The sequence below is a fragment of the Pantoea sp. NSTU24 genome (genome assembly GCF_050157905.1).
Lineage (GTDB): Bacteria > Pseudomonadota > Gammaproteobacteria > Enterobacterales > Enterobacteriaceae > Pantoea.
In genome coordinates, this window is sequence record NZ_JBKIWZ010000001.1 from 626479 (window position 1) to 650122 (window position 23644).

At 59.0% G+C, this 23644-nt stretch carries 20 protein-coding genes, 2 pseudogenes and 1 riboswitch; of the genes and pseudogenes, 14 read left to right on the forward strand and 8 right to left on the reverse strand.

The window, feature by feature from the left end:
• Window positions 1–175 precede the first annotated feature (175 nt).
• Window positions 176–309, forward strand: a riboswitch (molybdenum cofactor riboswitch).
• The 5 genes from moaA to moaE all read left to right on the forward strand — a co-directional run bounded on the left by moaA (window position 296) and on the right by moaE (window position 3004).
• Window positions 296–1285 carry a GTP 3',8-cyclase MoaA gene (gene moaA, locus ACLHDD_RS03160; protein WP_427105159.1) on the forward strand — a complete coding sequence of 330 codons (990 nt, stop codon included), beginning with the start codon at window positions 296–298 and terminating at the stop codon, window positions 1283–1285. It overlaps the preceding riboswitch by 14 nt.
• Before the next feature lie 14 nt (window positions 1286–1299).
• Window positions 1300–1815, forward strand: a complete 516-nt coding sequence (gene moaB, locus ACLHDD_RS03165; protein WP_427102900.1) for a molybdenum cofactor biosynthesis protein B — start codon at window positions 1300–1302, stop codon at window positions 1813–1815.
• An 11-nt stretch (window positions 1816–1826) separates the two neighbouring features.
• Window positions 1827–2312: a cyclic pyranopterin monophosphate synthase MoaC gene (moaC, locus tag ACLHDD_RS03170; RefSeq protein WP_427102901.1), complete on the forward strand. Its 486-nt coding sequence runs from the start codon at window positions 1827–1829 to the stop codon at window positions 2310–2312.
• Window positions 2305–2550, forward strand: a complete 246-nt coding sequence (gene moaD, locus ACLHDD_RS03175) for a molybdopterin synthase sulfur carrier subunit (protein ID WP_427102902.1) — start codon at window positions 2305–2307, stop codon at window positions 2548–2550. The genes moaC and moaD overlap by 8 nt, the downstream gene beginning before the upstream one ends.
• 1 nt (window position 2551) lies before the next feature.
• A complete protein-coding gene (moaE, locus tag ACLHDD_RS03180) occupies window positions 2552–3004 on the forward strand; it encodes a molybdopterin synthase catalytic subunit MoaE (protein WP_427102903.1) in 453 nt (150 codons plus the stop codon).
• Between the two features lie 64 nt (window positions 3005–3068).
• Here the strand turns inward: moaE and ACLHDD_RS03185 are convergent, their stop codons facing one another.
• Window positions 3069–3854: an OBAP family protein gene (locus tag ACLHDD_RS03185; RefSeq protein WP_427102904.1), complete on the reverse strand. Its 786-nt coding sequence runs from the start codon at window positions 3852–3854 to the stop codon at window positions 3069–3071.
• A 106-nt stretch (window positions 3855–3960) separates the two neighbouring features.
• Between ACLHDD_RS03185 and ACLHDD_RS03190 the strand changes: the two genes are divergently transcribed.
• Window positions 3961–5055, forward strand: coding sequence for a DUF1615 domain-containing protein (locus ACLHDD_RS03190; RefSeq protein ID WP_427102905.1), 1095 nt, complete (start codon window positions 3961–3963; stop codon window positions 5053–5055).
• Between the two features lie 195 nt (window positions 5056–5250).
• Window positions 5251–5958 carry a Bax inhibitor-1/YccA family protein gene (locus ACLHDD_RS03195; RefSeq protein WP_427102906.1) on the forward strand — a complete coding sequence of 236 codons (708 nt, stop codon included), beginning with the start codon at window positions 5251–5253 and terminating at the stop codon, window positions 5956–5958.
• 48 nt (window positions 5959–6006) lie between these two features.
• On the opposite strand, the gene ACLHDD_RS03200 is transcribed toward ACLHDD_RS03195, so the two are convergent.
• From ACLHDD_RS03200 to ACLHDD_RS03210, 3 genes and pseudogenes are all read right to left on the reverse strand, one after another.
• Entirely contained in the window at window positions 6007–6972 is a 966-nt protein-coding gene (locus tag ACLHDD_RS03200; protein ID WP_427102907.1) for a lysylphosphatidylglycerol synthase transmembrane domain-containing protein, read from the reverse strand.
• Window positions 6972–8215, reverse strand: a pseudogene (gene clsB, locus ACLHDD_RS03205) (cardiolipin synthase ClsB). Before clsB ends, ACLHDD_RS03200 begins: the two are co-directional and overlap by 1 nt.
• Complete coding sequence (locus ACLHDD_RS03210; protein WP_427102908.1) at window positions 8212–8973, reverse strand: endonuclease/exonuclease/phosphatase family protein; 762 nt, start codon at window positions 8971–8973, stop codon at window positions 8212–8214. Before ACLHDD_RS03210 ends, clsB begins: the two are co-directional and overlap by 4 nt.
• 179 nt (window positions 8974–9152) lie before the next feature.
• Between ACLHDD_RS03210 and ACLHDD_RS03215 the strand changes: the two genes are divergently transcribed.
• From ACLHDD_RS03215 to ACLHDD_RS03230, 4 genes and pseudogenes are all read left to right on the forward strand, one after another.
• Complete coding sequence (locus tag ACLHDD_RS03215; RefSeq protein ID WP_427102909.1) at window positions 9153–9545, forward strand: YbhQ family protein; 393 nt, start codon at window positions 9153–9155, stop codon at window positions 9543–9545.
• Window positions 9546–9760: 215 nt separating this feature from the next.
• Window positions 9761–11122 (forward strand): ATP-dependent RNA helicase RhlE, encoded by a 1362-nt coding sequence (gene rhlE, locus ACLHDD_RS03220; protein ID WP_427102910.1) that lies wholly within the window; start codon window positions 9761–9763, stop codon window positions 11120–11122.
• A 2-nt stretch (window positions 11123–11124) separates the two neighbouring features.
• Window positions 11125–12075, forward strand: a complete 951-nt coding sequence (gene dusC / locus ACLHDD_RS03225; RefSeq protein WP_427102911.1) for a tRNA dihydrouridine(16) synthase DusC — start codon at window positions 11125–11127, stop codon at window positions 12073–12075.
• A gap of 70 nt (window positions 12076–12145) precedes the next feature.
• Window positions 12146–13335 (forward strand): annotated as a pseudogene (locus ACLHDD_RS03230) (MFS transporter).
• A gap of 19 nt (window positions 13336–13354) precedes the next feature.
• Here ACLHDD_RS03230 and ACLHDD_RS03235 read toward each other — a convergent pair.
• The 4 genes from ACLHDD_RS03235 to ACLHDD_RS03250 all read right to left on the reverse strand — a co-directional run bounded on the left by ACLHDD_RS03235 (window position 13355) and on the right by ACLHDD_RS03250 (window position 19036).
• Entirely contained in the window at window positions 13355–14956 is a 1602-nt protein-coding gene (locus tag ACLHDD_RS03235; RefSeq protein WP_427102912.1) for an inorganic phosphate transporter, read from the reverse strand.
• A gap of 174 nt (window positions 14957–15130) precedes the next feature.
• Complete coding sequence (locus tag ACLHDD_RS03240; RefSeq protein ID WP_427102913.1) at window positions 15131–16249, reverse strand: L,D-transpeptidase family protein; 1119 nt, start codon at window positions 16247–16249, stop codon at window positions 15131–15133.
• A 214-nt stretch (window positions 16250–16463) separates the two neighbouring features.
• Window positions 16464–18278 carry a glycoside hydrolase family 15 protein gene (locus tag ACLHDD_RS03245; protein ID WP_427102914.1) on the reverse strand — a complete coding sequence of 605 codons (1815 nt, stop codon included), beginning with the start codon at window positions 18276–18278 and terminating at the stop codon, window positions 16464–16466.
• A 179-nt stretch (window positions 18279–18457) separates the two neighbouring features.
• Window positions 18458–19036, reverse strand: a complete 579-nt coding sequence (locus ACLHDD_RS03250) for a DedA family protein (protein ID WP_427102915.1) — start codon at window positions 19034–19036, stop codon at window positions 18458–18460.
• Window positions 19037–19239: 203 nt separating this feature from the next.
• Between ACLHDD_RS03250 and ACLHDD_RS03255 the strand changes: the two genes are divergently transcribed.
• The 3 genes from ACLHDD_RS03255 (at window position 19240) to ACLHDD_RS03265 (ending at window position 23609) form a co-directional block, all read left to right on the forward strand.
• Entirely contained in the window at window positions 19240–19827 is a 588-nt protein-coding gene (locus tag ACLHDD_RS03255) for a Yip1 family protein (RefSeq protein ID WP_427102916.1), read from the forward strand.
• Window positions 19828–20005: 178 nt separating this feature from the next.
• Window positions 20006–20953 (forward strand): D-alanyl-D-alanine endopeptidase, encoded by a 948-nt coding sequence (pbpG, locus tag ACLHDD_RS03260; RefSeq protein WP_427102917.1) that lies wholly within the window; start codon window positions 20006–20008, stop codon window positions 20951–20953.
• Window positions 20954–21173: 220 nt separating this feature from the next.
• Window positions 21174–23609, forward strand: coding sequence for a DUF3772 domain-containing protein (locus ACLHDD_RS03265; protein ID WP_427102918.1), 2436 nt, complete (start codon window positions 21174–21176; stop codon window positions 23607–23609).
• Window positions 23610–23644 lie beyond the last annotated feature (35 nt).

The following is a 23644-nucleotide window of genomic DNA, read 5'->3' on the forward strand; positions in this document are numbered from 1 at the left end:
AGGCTCTAATCGCTAAGCCCGCGTGGATGACTTGCGTCAAAATCTGGCGGTTATTTTAACGTATCCTGTCGCGAAAATGCGGTGAAAATTCGGTATGTATAAGATTATATAGCGAAAACAGCACATGGAAGAGTGGCGTAAATCACGCTACCATCATGGTTACCGCGCTGATCAACGGGTCAGCGTACACTCAAGCCTGAATGCCTACGTCTGCGGATAGGGGGTTCAGGCCGTAGCCTCTGAGCTGCCAGGGTGCAGGAAGAAATGACTGCATCTCCCAATCTGGAAAGGTGTTCTGGTGTCACAATTTACTGATGCATACGCGCGTAAGTTCTATTACCTGCGCCTGTCGGTCACGGATGTCTGTAATTTCCGCTGTACCTACTGTCTTCCTGACGGCTACAAACCGCAGGGAATTCGTAACAAAAGCTTTCTCTCATTAGATGAAATCCGTCGCGTCACGCGCGCTTTTGCCGCCGCCGGGACGGAAAAAGTGCGGCTGACCGGTGGCGAACCGTCGCTGCGCCGCGACTTCACCGATATCATTGCGGCCGTTCGTGAAAACGCCGCGATTCGTCAGATTGCGGTGACCACCAACGGTTACCGGCTGGCGCGTGATGTGAAGCAGTGGCGCGAGGCGGGGCTCACCGCGCTCAACGTCAGTGTCGACAGCCTGGATGCCCGTCAGTTTCACGCCATCACCGGTCAGGATAAATTCCATCAGGTGATGAGCGGCATCGATGCGGCGCTGGACGCCGGCTTCCGCCAGGTCAAAGTCAACAGCGTGCTGATGCGCGACCTTAACAGCCGTAATCTTGCCACCTTTCTGGCGTGGATCCGCACCCGACCGATCCAGCTGCGCTTTATCGAACTGATGGAGACCGGCGACGGCGGCACGCTGTTCCGCGATCAGCACGTTTCCGGCACTGTGATCCGCGATCAGCTGATCGCTCAGGGCTGGCAGCGTCGCGAAAGCGGGCGCAGTGATGGCCCGGCGCAGGTCTTTTATCATCCCGACTATGTCGGCGAAATTGGCCTGATTATGCCTTACGCCAAAGATTTCTGTGCCAGCTGTAATCGCCTGCGTGTGTCAGCGCAGGGCAATCTGCACCTTTGCCTGTTTGGCGACGGCGGCGTGCCGCTGCGCGATCTGCTGGCATCGGACGATCAGCAGGCTGAACTGCAGGCGCGGATTGCCAGCAGCCTGGGGCAGAAAAAGCAGACGCATTTCCTGCATCAGGGCAACACCGGCATCACACAGAATCTCTCTTACATTGGTGGCTAATTTCAGGAGGAAGTATGGGTAAATCCGCCAGCGAATTTCAGGCCGTGCAGATTGCGGTGATGACGGTCTCCGATCGTCGCGATGCCACTAACGATACCTCCGGCGACTATCTGCGCGCCGCCGCTGCGGAAGCGGGCCATGACGTGGTCGATCACGCCATCGTGCCGGAAAATCTTTATCGTATTCGCGCCACGGTGTCGCGCTGGATCGCCAGTGACGATGTGCAGGTGGTGATCATCAATGGCGGAACCGGCTTTAACCTGAAAAACAGTACGCCGGAAGCGCTGCTGCCACTGTTTGATCGCGAAATTGAGGGGTTTGGCGAGCTGTTCCGGATGATCTCCTATGAGGAGATCGGGGGTTCGACGCTGCAGTCGCGTGCCGTTGCCGGTCTGGCTAACGGGACGCTGATTCTGGCCGTGCCAGGCTCCACCAGCGCCTGCCGCACCGCCTGGGAGCGGATTATCGCGGATCAGCTCGACGCGCGGACCGCGCCCTGCAATTTTGTCTCACATCTGAAGAATCGATAAGAACGGAACGTATGTCTCAACTCACACACATTAACGCGGCGGGCGAAGCGCACATGGTGGATGTCTCCGCCAAAGCGGACACCGTGCGCGAAGCCCGGGCCGAAGTACGGGTGCTGATGCAGCCGGAGACGCTGCAGATGATTATGGAAGGCAGTCACCACAAAGGGGATGTCTTTGCTACTGCGCGCATTGCCGGTATCCAGGCCGCAAAACGCACCTGGGAGCTGATCCCGCTCTGTCACCCACTGATGCTGAGCAAGGTGGAAGTTAATCTGGAGGCGGAACCGGCACACAGCCGGGTGCGCATCACTTCCCTCTGCCGTCTGACCGGCAAGACCGGCGTGGAAATGGAAGCGCTGACGGCCGCCTCGGTGGCCGCGCTGACCATCTACGACATGTGCAAAGCGGTGCAGAAGGACATCGTCATCGACCAGCTGCGTCTGATTAGTAAAAGCGGCGGCAAGAGTGGCGATTTTCAGGCGGTGACGCATGATTAACGTGCTGTTTTTTGCCCAGGTGCGCGAACTGACCGGCACGGCGTCGCTTGAGGTGGCTGCGGACTATCCGGATGTGGCCTCGCTGCGCGCTGCGCTGGCCGATCGGGATGACCGCTGGGCGCTGGCGCTGGCGTCGGGCAAGCTGCTGGCTGCCGTGAATCAGACGCTGGTGCCGATGAGCCATCCTCTGCATGACGGGGATGAAGTCGCCTTTTTCCCGCCTGTGACCGGAGGCTGAGATGGAAACGCAGATTCGGGTTGGCCCTGCGCCTTTCGATATGGCGGAGGCCTACCGCTGGCTGGCGGCCTGTGATGAGGATGGGGCGGTTGTGACCTTTACCGGCAAAGTCCGCAACCATAATCTGGGCGATGATGTCGCCGCGCTCACGCTGGAGCACTATCCCGGCATGACCGAGAAGGCGCTGCAGGAGATCGTCGGGGCAGCGCGTGAACGCTGGCCGCTGCAGCGCGTCATGGTGATCCACCGTGTCGGTGAGCTGTTTCCTGGCGATGAGATCGTGCTGGTGGGCGTCACCAGTGCCCATCGCGGCAGCGCCTTTTCTGCCGCAGAGTTCATCATGGATTACCTGAAGACCCGCGCGCCGTTCTGGAAACGCGAAGCCACTGAGCAGGGTGACCGCTGGGTGGACGCCCGCGACAGCGACCATCAGGCCGCCCAGCGCTGGGAGTAAGCCGTCGGATTCCGCGGGACGCGTGAGCTGCCCGCTGAGCGGTCACGCCAGCCTGCTTAGTATTTTAAGGCTGTCTGAGCTGCTCTGCCGGGCCAAAACCGGTCTGACCATGGCTGTGCTCACCGCCGCCCTCTGTGCGTTTTAGCTGAATCACCTGACCCTGCTGCCAGGCATTGGCCCCCGCGGCCGCCGGATGCGCGACGATATCTGCACGTCCTGCCCGGATCGCTTTAGTATCCACGTCAAAGCGGCGATCGCGATCGGCCAGCAGGCGTGAATCCATCTGCCCATCCGCGGTAAAACCCATCATCAGCGCCGGAATGCCGATCGGCAGCGTTTTATCGCGATCGGTGTGCCAGGTGTGCCAGGTTTTGCCATAGGTGTTGACGATGCGCGTCATCAGAGCGTGATCGGCGGCCTGCGGTAAGCCGGGCGCAATCAGCGTGCCCGATTTCACCTCATACTGGTGGCTGTGCCAGAGCTTCTTCTCTTCCGGCGGAAGCGTTTTAAACAGCCGCTCGCTGATAATGTATTCAACCCCCATCAGCCGCGCGTCACGCGTGTTGCCGTCGTAAATCACCGCCTGCATCACGTCATCATTCAGCACGGTGACATAATGGTGCGCCTCCATCTGGCCGTTTTTATCACCGTTGTAAAAATGGAAGCCATCAAGGTAAGTGTTAATGGCCTCAATCGGCGGACGCGACTGCAGTACGCTGGCACCGGTTTCCAGCACTTTAAGTGAGGAGGAGGTGGGTGCACCCGGTGAGTGCACCTGCGCGGGCGTATTACTGGCGCCACAGCCGGTTAATAACAGGCTGAACGCCGCAGCTGGCCAGAGTTTAAACATCGTCAGTTCCTTTACCGTTAAAAAAGCTAACCTTAGTTCAGTTCTCTCCTGCCTGCGCAGCGCGGGCGATGATAGAGTAGGGCTTTCGTCAATTCTGAGGACAGGTATGTCATTCACTCCGATTCTGCAACGTCTGACGCTGGTCGCCGCACTGGTGCTGGCAGGCTGTAGCAGCAAAAAAACGCCTGAGGCCCCGGTCCGGCAGCCCGACGATGTCAAAGCGCAGATCCAGCGGCTGCTGCCACCGCACGTCAGCAATAAAGCGGCGTGGCGCGACGACATCTACACCACCTTCCGCACGCAGCAGATCGATCCCAGCGTCAGCAATCTCTGTGCGGTGATCGCCGTCGCGGATCAGGAGAGCAACTTCAGCGCCGAAGCCGCCGTGCCGGGCCTGTCAAAGATCGCCTGGGGTGAGATCGACCGCCGGGCGGCAAAAGTACACGTCCCCGCCTTCCTGGTGCGCACCGCGCTGCAGATTAAATCGCCGACCGGCGAGAGCTACGCCGCCCGGCTGGATAAAGTGCGCAGTGAAAAAGAGCTGAGCGCGATTTTTGACGACCTGATCGATATAGTGCCGATGGGCCAGACGCTGTTTGGTCATCTCAACCCGATCCACACCGGCGGACCGATGCAGGTCAGCATTGCCTTTGCCGAAGCGCATGCCAAAGGCTATCCGTGGCCCGTCGATGGCACCATCCGGCGCGAAGTCTTTACCCGTCACGGCGGGATCTACTTCGGTACGATGCATCTGCTCGGTTACCCGGCGGACTATACCCAGCCGCTCTATCGCTTCGCCGATTTCAATGCGGGCTGGTATGCAAGCCGCAACGCGGCGTTCCAGGCGGCGGTGGCGCGCGCGACCGGGATGAAGCTGGCGCTGGATGGCGATCTGATCCTCTATGGATCGGATGCGGCGGGCAGCACGGAGCTGGCGGTGCGGACGCTGTCGAAGCAGATTGATATGAGCAACAGCGCGATTCGTCGCGATCTGGAAAAGGGGGATAAGGAAAGTTTCAGCGACAGTACGCTCTGGAAACAGGTCTTTACCCTGGCGGATAAGATGGCCGGCCGCCGGTTACCGCGCGAAATGCTGCCGGGCATTAAGCTCGAAAGCCCGAAAATCACCCGTAACCTCACCACGGCGTGGTTTGCGCAGCGCGTCGACAGTCGTTATCAGCAGTGTCTGTCGCGGCGCTAAGCGGCAGGTTGTGGCGCAGTTGAGCTGAGCTGTGCCACACTTAGAGACGGTGCCGGCAGGCGCGGCAGATGGCCGCCGTTCTGTTCCGCGCTCAGCCGCTTCCGGTCGTCCAGACCGTGGAGGCTGACCCTGGCGGCCCCGCAGTAAACCGGCTTCCTGCGGGAAGCGCGTTCTTATCTTAACAAGAGGTGCATCATGGACCGATATCCACGAAATGATTCTATCGTTCAACCCGCCTCGCGCGGGCTGCAGGCCTATATGGCGCAGGTCTATGGCTGGATGACCTGTGGTCTGTTACTGACGGCGTTTGTCTCCTGGTTTGCGGCCCGTACGCCAGCGGTGATGGAGCTGGTGTTTGCTAACCGCATCACCTTCTTCGGGCTGATTATCGCGCAGCTGGCGCTGGTGTTTGTCCTTTCCGGCATGGTTCATCGTCTGAGCGGGGCGCTGGCAACCGGGCTGTTTATGCTCTATTCAGCGCTGACCGGCCTGACGATGGCCAGCATCTTCCTCGTCTATACCTACTCCTCTATCGCCAGCACTTTCTTCGTCACGGCGGGGATGTTTGGGGCGATGACCTTTTACGGCTACACCACTAAACGCGATCTGACCCGCCTGGGCAGCCTGCTGTTTATGGCGCTGATTGGTATTCTGCTGGCGTCGCTGGTGAACTTCTGGCTGAAAAGCCCGGCGCTGATGTGGGCAATTACCTATATTGGGGTGGTGGTGTTTGTCGGCCTGACCGCCTATGACACGCAGAAGCTGAAAAACATCGGTGAGCAGATCGATGCCCGCGACACGGAAAACCTGCGTCGCTATTCGATTATGGGCGCGCTGACGCTCTATCTCGACTTCATCAACCTGTTCCTGATGCTGCTGCGAATCTTCGGCAACCGCCGCTAAGGTGGTCATGCAAAAAGGGAGGCGCACCGGCTGCGCCTCCCTTTTTTATTACGACTTCTGCAGCTTCTGTTCGTTCTTCTGACGCAGATGCTTTGCCCGACTCTCCAGCCCCAGATAGAGCACCAGCGCCAGCAGCAGCGGCAGAATAAAGTAGAGCACGCGATAGGCCAGCAACGCCGCAATAATGGTGCCGTGCGAAGCGTGCTGACCGCTGAGCAGGGCAAGGAATACCGCTTCCAGTACACCAATGCCGGCCGGAATATGAATAATGACGCCCGCAATACTGCTGATCAGCAGTACGCCCAGCACCATCGGATATCCGACGTCACGTCCCAGCAGCAACCAGATAATTGCACCCATCACCATCCAGTTGGCACAGGAAACGGCGAACTGCAGCAGCGCCATACGCAGTGAAGGCAGCTGCAGCGTCTGACCTTTTATCGTCCAGCGGCGCTGCTTCGAGAAAGCACAGGCCCAGAGATAGACCGCCACCAGCACCAGCAGGACGACGCCAGTCAGCCGTAGCGTGGTTTCACCGATAAACCAGCCGCCGGGGATCGACACCATGCCCGCACTGAATACCACGCCTGCCAGCAGGATATAGCCCAGCCAGTTGGTGGCGATGCTCAGGGAGAAGATGCGGGTGATTGTGCCGCTGTCGAGCCCCAGCCGGGAGTAGAGCCGATAGCGCATGGCGACGCCGCCCACCCAGGTACTCAGCGTCAGGTTAAAGGCGTAACAGATAAACGACACCAGCATCACCTGTCGCTTCGCCAGCTTGTGGCCGCAGTAGGCGCGGCCTATCAGGTCATAGCAGCCATAAACCAGGTAACTCACCACCACCAGGCCGGCGGCAGTCAGCACCACAAAGCGGTTGTAGTTGACGATAACGTTATAAACATCTTCCCAGTTCACTTTGCGGGCATAGACCACCAGCAGCACCACGACCGCGACGAAGAACAGCACGGTGAGGATTTTTTTGGCGAGTTGCCAGCGTGGATGTTTTTTTGCCATCAGGATTTCGCTCCCGGGTTATCAGCTTCAATGCGATCCTGAGTTTCTATTTCAGGCTGAACCGGCGCGGCGACCTGCGCCAGACGCGGGGTATGGGCGGGCAGCCAGCCCGCGATGGCCGGGAAATGACGCAGAAAGTGGAATACCACCACACTTTTACTCAACTGCCACCAGTTGCGTGGTGGCAGGCGATCCTCCTGCACGCGCTGACAGTCGTGGGTTATCAGCGCCGCCAGATTTTCACGCAGCGTCTGGTTGAAGGGGCGATCGTGGATGATCAGGTTAGCCTCCAGATTCAGCGACAGGCTGAGCGGATCGAGGTTGCTGGAGCCGACGGTGGCCCAGTAGTCGTCACAGACCGCCACTTTGCCATGCAGCGGACGACGGATATATTCATAGACTTCGACGCCGCCATCCACCAGATAGTTGTAGAGCAGCTCTGCGCCCACCTTCACAATCGGCATATCCGGCTCGCCCTGAACGATCAGCTTCACGCGAACGCCGCGCTGCGCGGCATTGCGCATCTCACGCAGCAGCCGGTAGCCGGGGAAAAAGTAGGCGTTGGCGATAATCACTTCCCGTTTCGCCTTGCGCAGCATCTCCATGTAATGCTTTTCGATGTCATCGCGATGCTCATCGTTGTCGCGGTAGACGTAGAGCACCTGCGCATCGCCGGGCGTGGCGTTTACCGCCGGACGATGAGAGCGCCCGCCCCACCAGCGGCGGGTAGGCTGTTCGCTGCCGATCGCCTGCTGCAGATAGCGGGCGATATCGCCCACCACCGGCCCTTTGACCTGTACCGCATAATCCTGCTTCGCCTCCGGGCCGTAATCGGTGTTGTGCTCAGCTGAGAAGTTAATGCCGCCGACAAAGGCCACAACGTCATCCACCACCACGGTTTTGCGGTGCAGACGGCGAAACACGTTGGTACGCATCCCCATCACCAGCGGCCGGGGATCGTAATAGATGAAGCGAACCCCTGCAGTGGTCAGGCTGCTGACGAACTGATCAGAGAGTTCGGCGGAGCCGTAACCATCGACCATGATCTCTACCCGGACACCCCGCTGGGCTGCCGCCAGCAGCTCCCGGTGCAGGGCATTTCCCACCTCATCCTCAAAGAGGATAAAGGTTTCGATCAGCACGGTGCGTTCTGCCCGCTGGATTGCGCCAAAAACCCGGGGAAAAACGCTTCGCCATTTTCCAGCAACAGCAGCCGGTTGCCGTCCTGCCAGTTAAAATTCATAGGTGAATCTCCACCGCCAGCGGCGCGTGATCGGAAAGATGTGACCAGGGTTTACGCGGCAGTGCCCACGGATGACTGACGGTGGCGTTGCGCACATAAATGCGGTCGAGCCGCAGGAGAGGGAAGCGTGCCGGAAAGGTGCGCGCCGGGCGTCCGGTTTTCATGCTGAATACCTCTTTCAGACCTGCGCCCTGTTTTAGAATGGCGTTGGCACGTCGCTGCCAGTCGTTAAAATCACCGGCCACCACAACAGGGGCATCAGGCGGCAGAGAGGTCACCATTTCGCATAGTTTTTTCATCTGCGCATCACGGTGGGCTTCCTTCAGACCCAGATGTACGCAGATAACATGCAGTGTACCGTGCGGCTCGGGCAGGGCGATCTGACAGTGCAGCATGCCGCGATTCTCACTGCCCGCGACCGAGATATCGCGGTTCTCATAGTTGGTAATCGGGAAGCGTGACAGCACCGCATTGCCGTGATGGCCCTCCGGATAGACGGCATTGCGCCCGTAGGCATAATCATTCCACATGGTGTCAGCCAGAAACTCGTAATGGGAGGAGGCAGGCCACGCTTCATGGTTAAGCGAATGAATGGCGTGGGTGCCCATCACCTCCTGCAGAAAGACCACATCCGCCGCCGTTGCACGAACGGCTTCGCGTAATTCCGGCAGGATGAAGCGGCGATTAAACGGGGCGAAACCCTTGTGTGTATTGATCGTCAGGACTTTTATTGAAAATCCTTGCTGGTTTTGTGGCATACTCGCGACGCGCTCCTTTTCATCATCAACAGAATCAAAGTGTAGTCTTTGTCACAAACGGATGGTGAAGGCGCGCGATAATTAGGGCGTTATCCGAAAATTGTTTTACATTGAGGAAACCGTTTCCGGCTTGTGCCGGTAGCACTTGGGCGACCTGTTGGGTCTGCCAGGAGAAATGAATGAAATGGTCTAATCGTATTCAAATCATGACGGGTCAGACGTTGATGCATAGTGTGATGCATCTGCTGGTCATTGCTGCACTCATCTGGGGCTGGAAGCATAAGGCACTGGTGGATGTCTGTAGCGTGCTGGTGGCGATGTATGCGCTGGTGTTTGTTGCCATGCTGGTAACACAGCGCATCGCACGTTTACGGACGCTGGGTGATTATCTTGAAGAAGCGACCACCACTTACTACTTTGGCGCCGCTATGATGACACTGTTTCTGGTGTCACGGATCTACCACAACAACCTGCTGCTGGCGTCTCTCGGCGTAGTGATGTTGCTGGGGCCGGCGCTGGTTTCGCTGCTGGCGAAAGAACCCGCGCGGCGAATCGAAAACAAACGTAGCTAAGCTGAAGGCCACCGCGAGGTGGCCTTCCTGTTTTCAGCGCGTTAAGTTGTCAGTAAATGTGAGCTATCTCGCACACTTCATATAAAGCTGCTACACTCGCCCGCTTACGCATCGTAGTTTGTGCCCTTTTCACGCGTCAGCCCCAGCTGTCGTCATTATCCCTCTGAAAACTACACCGTGAATCACGGTCAGAGCGGACCGGAGTAAACCACGTAATGTCTTTTGACTCTCTCGGCCTGAGTGCCGATATTTTGCGCGCGGTTGCCGAACAAGGCTACAGCGAACCGACACCTATCCAGCGCCAGGCGATTCCTGTGGTGCTGGCTGGCCGCGATCTGCTGGCGAGTGCCCAGACCGGCACCGGTAAAACAGCCGGTTTTACCTTACCGTTACTACAGAAACTCTCTGCCAGCACGAAACCCGTGCGTGGCCGTCGCCCGGTGCGCGCCCTGATTCTGACCCCGACCCGTGAGCTGGCGGCGCAGGTCGGCGAAAACGTTAGCGACTACAGCAAATACCTGAGCCTGCGCTCGATGGTGGTGTTTGGTGGCGTCAGCATCAACCCGCAGATGGTAAAACTGCGCGGTGGCGTTGATGTGCTGGTGGCGACCCCTGGCCGTCTGCTGGATCTGGCGCATCAGAATGCGGTTGACCTGTCGCAGGTCGAAGTACTGGTGCTGGATGAAGCGGACCGGATGCTCGATATGGGCTTCATCCACGATATCCGTCGCGTGCTGGCGCGCCTGCCGGCCAAACGTCAGAATCTGCTGTTCTCTGCTACCTTCTCTGACGAGATCAAAGGCCTGGCGGAAAAACTGCTGACCAACCCGGAGATGGTGGAAGTCGCCCGCCGTAACACCGCTTCTGAGCAGGTGGCCCAGCAGGTGCATTTCGTGGATAAGAAGCGTAAGCGGGAACTGCTGTCGCAACTCATCGGCGAAGGCAACTGGCAACAGGTGCTGGTCTTTACCCGTACCAAACATGGTGCTAACCATCTTGCCGAGCAGCTGGGCAAAGATGGTATTACCGCCGCCGCCATCCACGGCAACAAGAGTCAGGGTGCCCGTACCCGTGCGCTGGCCGACTTTAAGTCAGGCGCGATCCGCGTCCTGGTCGCGACCGATATCGCCGCGCGCGGCCTGGATATCGAAGAGCTGCCGCACGTTGTGAACTACGAGCTGCCGAACGTCGCCGAAGATTACGTTCACCGTATTGGCCGTACTGGCCGTGCAGCGGCCACGGGTTCAGCACTGTCGCTGGTCTGTGTGGATGAGCACAAACTGCTGCGTGATATTGAGCGTCTGCTGAAGCGCGAGATCCCGCGCCTGGCGATTGCCGGTTATGAGCCGGATCCGAGTATCAAAGCGGAACCGATTATCAACGGTCGTCAGCAGCAGTCTCGCGGTGGTGCAGGTGGCGGCCGTGGTCGCGGTCAGGGCGGGCAGGGTGCAGGCGCACCACGCTCATCCGGCGAACGCCGTCCTCAGGCGCGTCGTCAGGGGCAGCCTGCGCCGCAGGGCGATAAGCCCGCGTCCCGTCCGCGTCGTCCTGCTCCGAAGCGCACCGGGAACGTCTGATAATGCGGGTTTTACTGGCACCGATGGAGGGCGTACTGGATTCACTGGTGCGCCAGCTGTTGTCGGAAGTAAACGACTACGACCTCTGTATCACAGAGTTTCTGCGCGTGGTCGACCAGCTGCTGCCGGTAAAATCCTTTTATCGCCTCTGCCCCGAACTGCATCACGCCAGCCGCACGCCCTCCGGCACGCGGGTGCGTATGCAGCTGCTGGGGCAGCATCCCGAATGGCTGGCCGAGAACGCCGCACGTGCGGTGGCGCTGGGCTCCTGGGGTGTCGATCTCAACTGCGGCTGTCCCTCTAAGCTGGTCAACGGCAGCGGAGGCGGCGCAACGCTGCTGAAAGATCCCGATCTGATTTATCGCGGTGCGAAAGCGATGCGTGAAGCGGTGCCTGCGGATTTACCGGTGACGGTGAAAGTGCGGCTCGGCTGGGACTCCAGCGCGCGCAGCCTGGAGATTGCCGATGCGGTTCAGCAGGCGGGTGCCAGCGAACTGACGGTGCACGGGCGAACCAAAGAAGAGGGCTATCGCGCAGAGGCGATCAACTGGCAGGCGATTGGCGAGATTCGTCAGCGGCTGCGTATTCCGGTGATTGCCAACGGCGAGATAGGGGACTGGCAAAGCGCGCAAAACTGTATGGCGGTGACCGGCTGCGATGCGGTGATGATTGGCCGTGGCGCACTGAACATCCCGAACCTGAGCCGGGTGGTGAAATATAACGAGCCGCCGATGGCCTGGCCTGACGTGGTGCGTCTATTGCAGAAATACAGCCGCCTGGAGAAGCAGGGCGACACCGGCCTCTATCATGTAGCACGCATCAAGCAATGGCTCGGCTATCTGCGCAAAGCCTATGGTGATGCCGACGGCTTGTTCAGTGAAATCCGGGCGTTAAAAAACTCAGGCGACATCGCGCAGGCAATCGATCGTCACGCGAGCGTTCACGGTTTGTGATAAAAATCAGGCGACCTGCCGATGGGCTGACGGTATAGTGAGCCAAACTTCCTGACCCGCCAAACCTGCTATGTCTGACACCGCCGGGCTGAGCAACAGCCAGCTCAACAAACGTATCCTTTCTGTCGTCATTTTCACCTTTTTCTGCTATCTCTCTGTCGGACTGCCGCTGGCGGTGCTGCCAGGCTTCGTCAAAAATCACCTGGGTTTCAGCTCCTTTACCGCCGGACTGATTATCAGCATTCAGTATTTTGCCACGCTGCTCAGCCGCCCGCAGTCGGGCCGCCTGGCCGACCGTCTGGGCCCAAAGCGGGTGGTGATGCTGGGATTGCTCTGCTGTGGCATGAGTGGGGTTCTGACGATTCTGGCCGCGCTGATGAGCAGCTGGCCGTGGCTGAGTCTGGCGCTGCTGGCCACTGGCCGGCTGTTTCTCGGCGTGGGGAAAGCTTCAGCAGCACCGGCTCCACGCTGTGGGGCATGAATATTGTCGGGCCGCTGCAGACGGCGCGTGTTATCTCCTGGAATGGCGTCGCAACCTATCTGGCGATGGCCGTTGGCGCGCCGCTGGGCGTGCTGCTGAACAGTGTGGCAGGCATGAGTGGCTTCGCCGGACTGATTACGCTGATGGGCATAGGTGGCTATCTGATGGCCAGCCGCAAACCGGCGGTCACGGTCAGCGTCGGTGAGCGCATCCCGTTTCATCGCGTCTTTTCCCGTGTCTGGCTTTACGGCCTGGCGCTGGGGTTTGGCACCATTGGTTTTGGTGTGATCGCGACTTTTATCACGCTCTATTTCGCCAGTCGGGGCTGGCAGGGGGCTGCCTATGCGCTGACGCTCTTCAGTCTGGGGTTTGTGCTGGTGCGGCTGGGGTTTGGTCGCTTTATTACCCGCTTTGGCGGCCTGCGCGTCTCGCTCTGCTCTTTCCTGCTGGAGGCGCTGGGGCTGATGATGATCTGGCAGGCGGACAGCGCCTGGCTGGTGGGCGCAGGCGCGTTTCTCACCGGCAGCGGGTTTTCGCTGGTCTTTCCTGCGCTGGGCGTGGAGGCGGTTAAGCGGGTCGAACAGCAGGATCAGGGCTCGGCGCTGGGCACCTATTCCGCCTTTCTCGATCTGGGGCTGGGATTAACCGGCCCCGTGGCGGGCCTGCTGATCGGGCACTGGGGAATGCAGTCGGTTTATCTGGCCGCCGCCATAATGGTGCTGGGCGCGCTGCTGATCACGCTGCGGCTCTGGCAGCAGCAGCGGCTCGCCACCAGCTAAGCGGCGAGCCTGTGGCCGGTCAGAAATGGGTAAAGAGCCAGTAGAGCAGGGCGGAGAGCAGCACAGAGACCGGCAGCGTTAAGATCCAGGCGACGGCCAGATTGCGCAGCGTTGAGAACTGCAGGCCGGAGCGGTTCGCCGCCATCGTTCCCGCCACGCCGGACGACAGCACATGGGTGGTGGAGACCGGCAGGCCAAAGCCATCGGCTGCCCCGATGGTGGCCATCGCCACCAGCTCGGCGCTGGCGCCCTGGGCATAGCTCAGATGGGTTTTCCCGATCCGTTCGCCCACCGTTACGACAATCCGGCGCCAGCCCACCATCGTACCCAGTCCCAGCGCAATCGCCACCACCACTTTTACCCACATCGGGATAAAGCGGGTGGCACTGTCGAGTTCCGTTTTTACCGCGTTGAGGTTCCGCGCCGTCTCCGGCGGCAAGGCCACCTTCGCCGTCTGCAGATGTTTGATCGACTCCGAGGCGAGATACATCTGGTTGCGGGTGTTGGTCACCGCCTGCGCCGGAATGTTATCCATGGAGCCGTAGCGACGGATCTGATCGCCCACTTCGCTGAGCGTCTCCGCCAGCGCCGGTAGCACGCTGGCATTCATCCGGTTACTGCCGACAAAACCGGTCAGCACGTCGCGGGCCACTGGCGACGGCGTGGCAGCCGGTTGCAGCTGCAGTAGCTGATGGGCAGTGACCTCCGTCAGCGCGGCCACGCGCGGGATCTGATCGGCGGGCAGCGATCGGTTCAGGGCGTAGGCGATCGGCATGGTACCCACCAGGATCAGCATGATCAGCCCCATCCCTTTCTGCCCGTCGTTGGAGCCGTGCGCGAATGATACTCCGGTACAGGTCAGGATCAGCAGCCCGCGGATCCAGACCGGCGGTGGCTGATCGCTTTGCGGTGCCTGATAGAGCTGGCGATTGCGGATAAAGAGCTTCATGACCCAGAGCAGCAGCCCGGCGCAGACAAAACCGACCACCGGCGACAGCAGCAGGGCATAGCCGACCTTGAGCGCCTGATCCCAGTCCACGCCGCTCAGTCCGCTGCGCCCGTGCAGCATCGCGTTGGCAACCCCGACGCCGATAATCGAGCCAATCAGCGTATGGGAAGAGGACGAGGGCAGGCCGAAATACCAGGTGCCGAGATTCCAGATAATGGCGGAAAAGAGCAACGCATAAACCATCGCGAAGCCGTTGCCGCTGCTGGCCTGCAGGATCAGCTCAACCGGCAGCAGCGAGATAATGCCGAACGCCACCACGCCGCTGGAGAGCAGCACCCCCATAAAGTTGCAGAAACCGGACCAGACCACCGCCGCGCCCGGCGTCAGCGAATGGGTATAAATCACCGTGGCGACCGCGTTAGCGGTGTCGTGAAAACCGTTGACGAACTCAAAACCGAGCGCAATCAGCAGCGCCAGCCCCAGCAGAAAAAAGGGCAGGTAGCTGGTCACCGGCATATTGGTTTCTTCCACGTCATTCACCAGGTTCAGTCCGGCAAAGGCGAGGCCAGCGATCAGCAGAAGAAAAAACAGCGGTTTGCTGAAGCGGCTGTTTTTGCCGCTGAAGTCGGGTCGGCCCCGGGCAGATGAGGAGGAGAGACTGTTTTCGCTCATGGTGTACCTCAGGTCACTGATGCCGGATGCCGATTGCATCAGGTCAAAGCAGTGTGATACGCGCTTTATATGACAGAAAAATGATGGGCGGGCGGAGAAAATGCGCAGAAATTGCCTTAACTCAGGCAAAAAAAAGCCAGCGACGGGCGCTGGCTTCCGGGAACAAAGAGGTGATTACGAGCTGCTGTTCGCCGGTGTGGCAGGCGCGGCCTGCGTGACCGGGGCAGCCGGTGCCGCGGTGTCGGCTGGCTGCTGCGGCTGCGCCGCATCGCTGTTCGCACCCTGCGGCATTACCGGGGTCATCGGCTCTTCCTGTGGCTGGGCCTGTGAGTTTTCCGGTACCTGAACAGGCGCGGTCTGGATGTTGTTTTCCACACCGTTCACTTTCACAGGCATACCGGTACGGCTCTGGATCGCGCCGTTGACCTGATCCTGATTGACGCTGGTATCAACCAGCACTTTGCTCACGGCCTGGGTCAGCGTAATCGGCACCAGCTCACGGGAGTTAAACTGCTCTTCGGTGGTCGAGAGCGGGTTATGCACTTCAAGATAACGTGAACCGTCTGGCTCTACCGTCGCTTTCACCGGCTGGTCGACGAACTGAACGCGCGTCCCGACCGGTACGTTCTGGAACAGCCACTTGATGTCGTCGGCGCGCAGACGCACACAGCCGTGGCTGACGCGCAGGCCGATACCGAAGTTAGCGTTGGTGCCGTGAATCGCATAGAGGCGGCCGATGTAGAGCGCGTAAAGGCCCATCGGGTTATCCGGGCCAGCCGGGAAGACCGCTGGCAGCGTTTCACCGCGTGCCGCGTAGTCCGCATGCATGCCTTTGGTTGGCGTCCAGGTCGGGCCATCTTTCTTGCGTTCTACGGTCGTGGTCCAGTTGATTGGGGTATCTTTACCCAGCTCACCGATACCAATCGGCAGAACCACAACGGTTTTGCTGCCTTTCGGATAGTAATAGAGACGCATCTCCGCGCTGTTAATCACGATACCTTCACGCGGCGCGTCAGGCAGGATCAGCTGCTGTGGAATGATCATTTTGCTGCCAGCCTTAGGCAGATAAACGTCAACGCCCGGATTGGCTTCCAGCATGTTGCTGAGGCCCATCTGGTATTGCGCCGCAAAAGCTTCCAGCGGCAGTTTGCTGTCTTCAGGGACAGTGATTTCAATATTTTCCCCGATCAGACGGCTGTTAGCCGGCGGTAACGGGTAAACCACAGCAAAGGCGGACTGGCTGAACGCCGCCAGAGCCAGTGCGATTGAAGCGAAAGCGCGAATGATTTTCATATTTTACAATTCTTTATCGCCATATTTCAGGCTGTTCAGTGTATCGACTCTATGCCGGCCAATGTGACCTGCTGCGCATTATATGTTCATTAATCTGACGTTGTGAATCAGGATTTTAACCTGCCTGTAATACTTTACGTAAATTCACCGCGGATGTTAGCCCATTTCCGGAAAACAGCATGCATAAAATGGGGCTTTCCGGCGTGACTGACGGCTAAGGTTGCCACTGTGTCTGTTCACCGCTGAGTTTACGATTAAGGAAAAAGGCGGCACTGATTAACGCCAGATGGGTCAGCGCCTGCGGCGTATTACCCAGTGCATGACCGTGACTGTCGAACTCCTCCGCGTAGAGGCCCAGCGGATTGGCGTAGCTCAGCAGCTTCTCAAATTCAAAATGCGCTTCCTGCACCCGGCCTGCACGTGCCAGGCACTCGACATACCAGAAGGAGCAGGCACCAAAAGAGCCTTCGGTGCCATTCAGGCCATCGGCGGGCGTCTCATGGATATTGTAGCGTCGCACCATGCCGTCGCTGACCAGCTGGGTTTTGATCGCATCCAGGGTAGCAATCCAGTCCGGATCGGTGGCGCCGACGAAGCGCACCAGCGGCATCAGCAGCATCGAGGCGTCGAGGTAGTCCCCGTGCCGGGTCGAAACGAAGTGGCCGCGTTCGGCGTTCCAGAAGTTCGCCCAGATATCTTCCCGGATCGCCCGGCGGGCCCGATCCCAGCGCTCATAAGGCATCGGCAGCGATCGCTTCATGCCCAGGCGCAGCGCGCGGTCCATCGCCACCCAGCACATCAGGCGTGAATGAAGGAAATGCTGCGGCTCGCCGCGCATCTCCCAGATCCCGGCATCGGGCTGATCCCAGTTTTCGCTCAGCCAGTCGATCATGCTGACGACATACTCCCAGCCGCGCTGGGAGATCGCCTCGCCATATTTGTTCGCCAGATAGACCGCATCCATCAGCTCGCCATAGATATCCAGCTGGGTCTGCTGCCAGGCGTCATTGCCGATGCGCACCGGCCGTGAGTCGGCATAGCCAGAGAGATTGAGCAGCTCCATCTCATGCAGCTCCGTGCCGCTGTCCAGCCGGTACATCACCTGCAGACGCATCTCATCATGATGGCTGTTAGCGACGCAGCGGCCCACCCATTCGGTAAAATGTTTGGCTTCATCGACGTAGCCCAGACGCATCAGGGCATACATGCTGAAGGAGGCGTCACGGATCCAGGAGGCACGATAATCCCAGTTACGCTCACCGCCCAGCTCTTCCGGCAGACCAAAAGTCGCGGCCGCCGCAATAGAACCATGCTGATGTGAGGTCAGAAGTTTCAGCACCAGCGCCGAACGCTGTACCATCTCGCGCCAGCGGCCCTGATAAGTACTCTGTCCACTCCAGCGTCGCCAGTAGCTGAGGGTCTCTTCAAAACAGTGTTCGGTGGCCAGCGCTTCAATATGCGCATCGTCTACACTGCCAAACTCAAACTGCGCATGCTCGCCCGCCTGCAGCGTGAACAGGGCTGACGCGCCGTCATCCTCCAGCGTCATCACCACGCTGGCCGCCAGCCGCAGCGACGGCTGGCCTTCGGCATGAAAATCGATACAGCCGTTGTGCGCTTCCGCATGCGTCTCTGCACGGGCGTAATCGTGGCGGGGTGAACAGCGCAGGCTAAAGGTCGCACTGCCGCGAACCATCTTCACCCGGCGGATCAGGCGCGGCAGCTTGCTTTTATCGTCGCAAATCGGCATGTAGTCGGTGATCTCAGCCACGCCTTTCTCATCAAGCCAGCGGGTCTGCAGAATATTGGTATCGGGCAGGTAGAGCTGCTGACGTCGCGCATCGGGCCAGTCGGGCGCCAGGGAGAAAAGTCCGGCATCATCGCCGTCAAGCAGCGCAGCGAAGACTGAGGGGCTGTCCAGTTCCGGCCAGCAGAGATAGTCAATGGTGCCGTCACTGGCGACCAGCGCACAGGTGCGCAAATCGCCGATCACGCCGTGCTCTTCAATCTTACGTTTTACCTTACTCATCCTTATCTCCCTGTCAGTGTTCCTTTAACTATAGCCGAGACGGCTGATGCGGCTTCGTCCGGGCACAGATGGTTAACGGCACAGGCGGCAAAACGTGAGGGGAGAGGGCAGGGCGGACGCCTGATGCGTCCGGCCCCGCACCAGATACGGTGAGATGCGGCGGGTAAGCCGCAGTCGCTTTACTGGTCGGCGCGACGGGTATGCCAGCGGCGGATCACCCAGCGCAGCACAAAGGCAAACACCACTGCTGCAACCAGCCAGAGCAGATGCTTGAAGTGTTGGTCGAGCTTGTGCAACCACGGCGCGATAATGCCGCCCGCGAAATAGCCCAGCGTCACAAAAATCAGCGCCCAGATCGCCGCGCCGATGACGTTAAGAATAAAAAATTTCATCGGTTTGAGTCGGCTGGCACCGATGATGATCGGCCCGATCAGCCGGAAGCCATACATAAAGCGCACGCCAATCACAAACAGGCTCGGGCGGCGTTTTATCAGGCGGTTAGCCTTTACCACTTTATCCTGATGCTTTTTAAACCGGCGCAGGATCCGGGTGCCCCAGCGACGGCCGACCCAGTAGAGCAGCTGATCGCCGATAATCCCACCGCCCATTGCCGCCAGCACAACGCCCGTGTAGTGCAGCAGTCCCTCATGGGCGGCAACGCCGCCCAGCAACGTAAATGTCTCCCCCTCGGCGATACAGCCAATCAAAAGTGCCAGATAACCGTACTGCGTAATTAATGCGTTGATGTCCAGATGCAAAATGACACTCCCTGTTCAGTGACTGTTTGTTCAAGTCTATACGCGATTTTGTTTCGCTTCCGCCCGCACCTGCGGCTGCGTTTATTTATGCTGATTTTTTGTCCGTTCACCACGAAAATTTTACTGCCGATTATACTTGAGAAGACGCTGCCCCTAAGACGCATGCTTCATCGGGCGGCCCACTGCATCAGAGGAGTGACTGTATGAATCATGTCTGGGGACTTCTGGCGCATCCGAATCTGGAAATGCGTCAAATCAAGCAAGAGAACGAGAGCGTTTCGCACCATTACACTCACCATGTCCTGCTGATGGCGGCGATCCCGGTGATCTGCGCCTTTATCGGAACCACGCAGCTGGGCTGGAATCTGGGTGATGGCCAGTATGTGCAACTGAATCTGGCCACCGGGATTGGGCTGGGCATCCTGTTCTATCTTCTTATACTGGGTGGCGTTGCTGTAATGGGGCGCGTAATCCACTGGATGGCGCGTGACTTCCCGCAGCGGCCAGGTATTCCACGCTGTACGGTGTTTGCAGGCTATGTGGCGACGCCCCTGTTTCTCAGCGGGCTGGTGGCACTTTACCCGCTGGTGTGGCTCTGTGTGCTTGCCGGTGCGCTGGCGCTGCTCTATACCGGCTATCTGCTCTATGTGGGTATCCCACTGTTCCTGAATATCGACCGCGAAGAGAGCCTGCGTTTTTCCGGATCCACGCTGGCGATTGGTGTGCTGGTGTTTGAGGTTCTGCTGGCGCTGACCGTGGTGCTGTGGGGATATGGACCGCATCTTTTCTGACCAGCTGCTGCCGCCTTCCGGCGGCAGCGCGCTTTTTACGCCCGGAAACAATCTCGCCAGGAAATTTCTTAACCTTAAGCGTATGATACCGCAGCCAGCCCGCGCACTGACGTGACGGGAGCGGGCGGCCTGTGTCGGCCTGACACAGTACATAATCATAACCGGGTTTTTTTCTACGATGCCTGCAAAAATTCGTTCCACCCTGCTTTCGCTGGCGCTGCTCGCTTCCGGGCAGATTGTGTCACTTCCGGCGCAGGCGACCACGTCGCTGTCGCAACTTGCGCCTGTTGCTCAGCCGCAGATTGCTTCTGGCAGTGCGATGATTGTCGACCTCACCACCAATAAAGTGCTCTTTTCCAGCCACCCGGACCGGGTCAGGCCCATTGCGTCGATCACCAAACTGATGACGGCGATGGTGGTGCTGGATGCGCATTTGCCAATGAATGAGATGTTAACCGTCGATATCAGCCAGACGCCGGAAATGCGGGGCATCTTTTCGCGCGTGAAGCTCAACAGCCAGATCAGCCGCCGCAACATGCTGCTGCTGGCACTGATGTCCTCCGAAAACCGCGCCGCCGCCAGTCTGGCGCATGCCTATCCGGGGGGCTACAACGCCTTTATCCGGGCGATGAACGCCAAGGCGCGCGCGCTGGGCATGAAGCAGACCCGTTATGTCGAGCCGACCGGTCTGTCGACGCAGAACGTCTCCAGCGCACAGGATCTGGTTAAACTGCTTAAGGCGACGCGGGAGTATCCGCTGCTCGGCGCGCTCAGCACCACTAAAGAAGAGACGGCGGTCTTTGCCCATCCGAACTATGCGCTGCCGTTCCGCAACACCAACCATCTGGTCTATAAAAATGACTGGCATATTCAGCTGACCAAAACCGGCTACACCGATCAGGCGGGCCACTGCCTTGTCATGCGCACAATGATCAACAATCGTCCGGTGGCGCTGGTGGTGCTGGATGCGTTTGGTAAGTATACCCACTTTGCCGACGCCAGCCGTCTGCGCAGCTGGCTGGAAACCGGCAAAGCGGCACCGGTGCCCGCCGCTGCGCTGGCGTATAAAAAACAGAAGTCTGGCCAGGTGGCCAGCAACGGTGGCGGCACGCCCGACGTTGAATAATCGCCGGACAGCGGCGCCACGCGCGCCGCTGTGGCTGGTTGAACAGATCAGACTATGGAGCCGGACGGGCAGGGGTCAGTCATCCGTTTAAGACCGCTCCCTGGCCGGAATTGGCCTGAAAAATACCCGTTATTCCTATTTTGCCATCCCTTGTAACGCCCTACACTACGCGCGAATGGCGAGGGACGATCGCCTGAATTAAGCTGCCGGAATCTTACTCATGTCTATACGATCCTTTTTTGCATTGTTAATGCTGGCGCTGGTGGCGTTCACCCCGGCGCTGACGCTGGCCGCGGATGATACGGCCACTGCTGCTCAGGAACAGGATGCGGCGCCAAAGCTGAATGCCGCCGTTGAACTGCCGAAAATGCAGAAAATCCTGGATAAAATCAAAAGCCAGGTGTCGGGCGATGCCGGTGAGAACAAACTGACTCAGCTCAATGAAATGGCACTGGAGCTGTCGGGTAATGCCGATACGCTGGGTCAGGCGCTGGTGCCGGACCGCCAACAGGTGGATGCACAGTTGCAGGTGCTGGGCCCCGCGCCGAAAGCCGACAGCGGCGTCAAAGAGACGCCGGAAGTGACGCGTAAGCGTAATGCGCTGGAAAGTCAGAAAAGCAAGCTTGACGACCAGATTAAGCAGGCTGAAGGCATCAAAAATGGCGCGCTGACGCTCTCTTCGCAGATCGTTAACCTGCGTCGTGATCAGCTGAAAAGCCAGCTGGCGCTTAACTCCGGCACCATTCTGGGCGCGCGCTTCTGGTCGCCGCTGCTCAACAGTCAGGATCTCGACGGCGAAAAAATCGGTGAATTCCTGCAGGAGCTGCAGGACACCGCCGCGCTCTCCTGGGAGCCGGGCTGGCGCGCGGGCAGCATAATGTGGCTGCTGGCAGCGGTGCTGGTGATGACGGCGGGTCGCCGTTACGGCGAGGAGTTTCTCGCCTGGGTCAGCATTCACAAACTGCCGGAGGGGAAACTGCGCCGCAGCTTCCTGGCGGCGGCGATAGCCCTGACCACGCTGGTGGCGGTGGTGCTGACCTTCAACTTTATCGCGCTGGCCTTTACGCGTCGCGATGAGGTTTCTGAAAACGTGCAGGACTTTGTTGATCGGCTGGTGCAGCTCAGCGTCTTCTGTGGCCTGATAGCCGGACTGGGGCGCGCTTTTCTCTCGACCCGTCGCCCCAGCTGGCGATTGCCGACCATCTCCAATGAGGTGGCGACGGCATTAAAGCCTTTCCCTCCCATTACCGCTGTGCTGGTTTTTATTTTTCAGACGGTGGAAGCCTTTAACTACAGTGTTGGCACCAGTCTTAATACGACGATTTTTGCCAACGGTCTGACTGCACTGCTGATCGGCACCACCGCGCTGGCGATCAGCGTGCGGATTAATCGTGTTCGTCGTCGTATGACGCTGGCTGGCACCCCGCCAGAGGCGCGCTCCACGCTGGTCGGACTGATTCAGATGGGGCTGACGCTGACCGCCGTGGCCATCCTGGTGTCGCTGCTGATTGGTTACGTGACGCTGGCGCGCTTCCTGAGTTACGAGGTGATCTGGTGCGGCCTGCTGTTTGGCTCGTTCTACTTCCTCAGCCACCTGCTGAATGATGGCTGTGAGAGCTTTTTCTCGACCAGCAATGCGACCGGTCGTCGCATCCAGAACTCGCTGAACATCAATGAACGTCACCTGCAGCAGGCGGCCACGCTGCTGACAGCCATCGGGAAAACGTTTCTGGTGCTGGTGGTGGCGCTGGCGCTGGTCAACGGCACCTTTGCCTCTTCCACGCCGATTGAACTGCTGCAGAAGGTAATTGAGTTCTGGGGCGGTAAAGGCCTGGAGTCAATGAATATTGTCCCGGCACACATGGTTAATGCGCTGATCTGCCTGATCGTCGGCATCTATGTGCTGCGTTCGGTGCGCCGCTGGCTCGATACCGATTTCCTGCCGAAAACCACGATGGATGTGGGGATGCGGGTGTCGCTGGTGACGCTGTTCAGCAACATCGGCTATGTGCTGATTATCCTGCTGACCCTGTCGATTATGGGACTGCAGTGGAATAAGCTGGCCTGGATCGTCAGTGCGTTATCCGTCGGTATCGGTTTCGGCTTGCAGGAAATCGTGAAGAACTTTATCTCGGGTCTGATCCTGCTCACCGAGCGGCCGGTAAAAGTGGGTGATCTGGTCAGTATCAGCGGCATTGAAGGCGATATCCGGCGGATTAACGTGCGCGCCACGGAAATCCAGCTGGGCGATAAATCCACGGTCATCGTACCAAACTCGCAGTTTATCTCGCAGAACGTGCGTAACGCGACGATGGGTAATGCGCAGGGTGTAGTAACGATCACTTTAACTTTCCCGCTTAACATCGATCCGGTGAAAGTGCGCGAAATCCTGCTGGATGTTTATAACGAAAACGAACGTATTCTGGATACGCCAGAACCCTCAGTGTCGTTTAAGGATCTGACGCAGCAGGGGATTGTGCTGAGCGTTACCGGAAACGTAGCGGGACAGCGGCAGATTTCAGGTGCCAAAAGCGACCTGCTGTTCGACATTCTGACGCGGTTGCGTAAAGAGGGCATTCTGCTCTCGACGCCGCAGACCATGATTATCGAGCGTCGTCAGCAGCCAGATGGGGAACCCGAAGAGAAGCGGGTTTAAGGAAATAAGGCCGACATCTGTCGGCCTTATTTATG